Here is a 341-nt window from a genome sequence, read left to right on the forward strand (position 1 = left end):
ATGAAAATGGATTTATCTAGAATGTACTACATCTTCTACCATGAAAGACTGAAGTGTAAGTAGCATTTGTAATAACTCATCAATTGCTTGATCCATACGTTCACCGTGAGATATCCCTTTTGACATATACGACAAAAACTCTTCCGTACGATATACCCCATTTAGTATAGCTTCTTGTATTTGAATATCTTTTGGAATACTGGATTCTACTTGTTCATGACATAAACTAATTGCAAGTAAATACGCAATCGGAGGCAACACATGGTCTCCAAATTCAAAAATAAATGAAGTTTTCAAAAGTGGATTTAAATAGGAGTATTTTTCATTTTTAAATTGTATCC

Annotated in this window: 1 pseudogene; it reads right to left on the minus strand. The window is 32.0% G+C overall.

Annotation, left to right across the window (positions count from 1 at the left end):
- Window positions 1–12: 12 nt before the first annotated feature.
- Window positions 13–341, minus strand: a pseudogene (locus V7183_RS18380) (ThiF family adenylyltransferase); the annotation flags it as partial.

Source organism: Bacillus sp. JJ1127, assembly GCF_036965845.1.
GTDB lineage: Bacteria > Bacillota > Bacilli > Bacillales > Bacillaceae_G > Bacillus_A.